Below are 588 nucleotides of genomic sequence, written 5' to 3'. Positions count from 1 at the left end.
ACAAACGCGTCCACGAACTGTCCGGCGGCATGCGCCAGCGCGTCGCCCTGGCCCGCGCCCTCGCCCAGGACAGCCGGCTCCTCCTCATGGACGAACCCTTCGCCGCCCTGGACGCCATCACCCGCGACGTCCTGCACGGGGAACTCACCCGCATCTGGGCCGAGACCCACGTCTCCGTCCTCTTCGTCACCCACAACGTCCGCGAAGCCGTCCGCCTCGCCCAGCGCGTGGTCCTGCTCTCCTCACGCCCCGGCCGCGTCGCCAAGGAATGGACCGTCGACATCCCCCAGCCCCGCCGCATCGAAGACGCCGACGTCGCGGAACTGTCCGTCGAGATCACCGAACACCTGCGTGGGGAGATCCGCCGCCATGGCCAGCACTGAAACGAAGCCGAAGACGGACGACCTGGCCGGTCTGGAAGCCGGGCTCGACGCCCTCGACGCCGTCCAGACCCACCGCACCCCGGCCCGCGAGGTCTTCGTCAAGAAGGTCCTCCCGCCGTTCATCGCCATCGGCCTCGTGCTGCTGGTGTGGCAGATCCTCGTCACGGCCAAGGTCACCGACGAGACCAAGCTCCCCGCTCCGTCC

The 588-nt window shown here is 69.7% G+C and carries 1 protein-coding gene and 1 pseudogene; both read left to right on the top strand.

All coding sequences use genetic code 11. The features are described from left to right. On the top strand, window positions 1-383 hold a 383-nt coding region (locus G3I78_RS47030), incomplete at its 5' end, for an ATP-binding cassette domain-containing protein (RefSeq protein ID WP_164436741.1). Beyond that, window positions 370-588: pseudogene (locus G3I78_RS47025) on the top strand (ABC transporter permease); the annotation flags it as partial. The gene G3I78_RS47030 and the pseudogene G3I78_RS47025, both read left to right, overlap by 14 nt.

It is taken from the genome of Streptomyces sp. SID13726 (assembly GCF_010548375.1).
Classification (GTDB): domain Bacteria; phylum Actinomycetota; class Actinomycetes; order Streptomycetales; family Streptomycetaceae; genus Streptomyces.
Note: the sequence above shows the minus strand (reverse complement) of the source record. Positions and strands in the feature narration are given on the sequence as shown.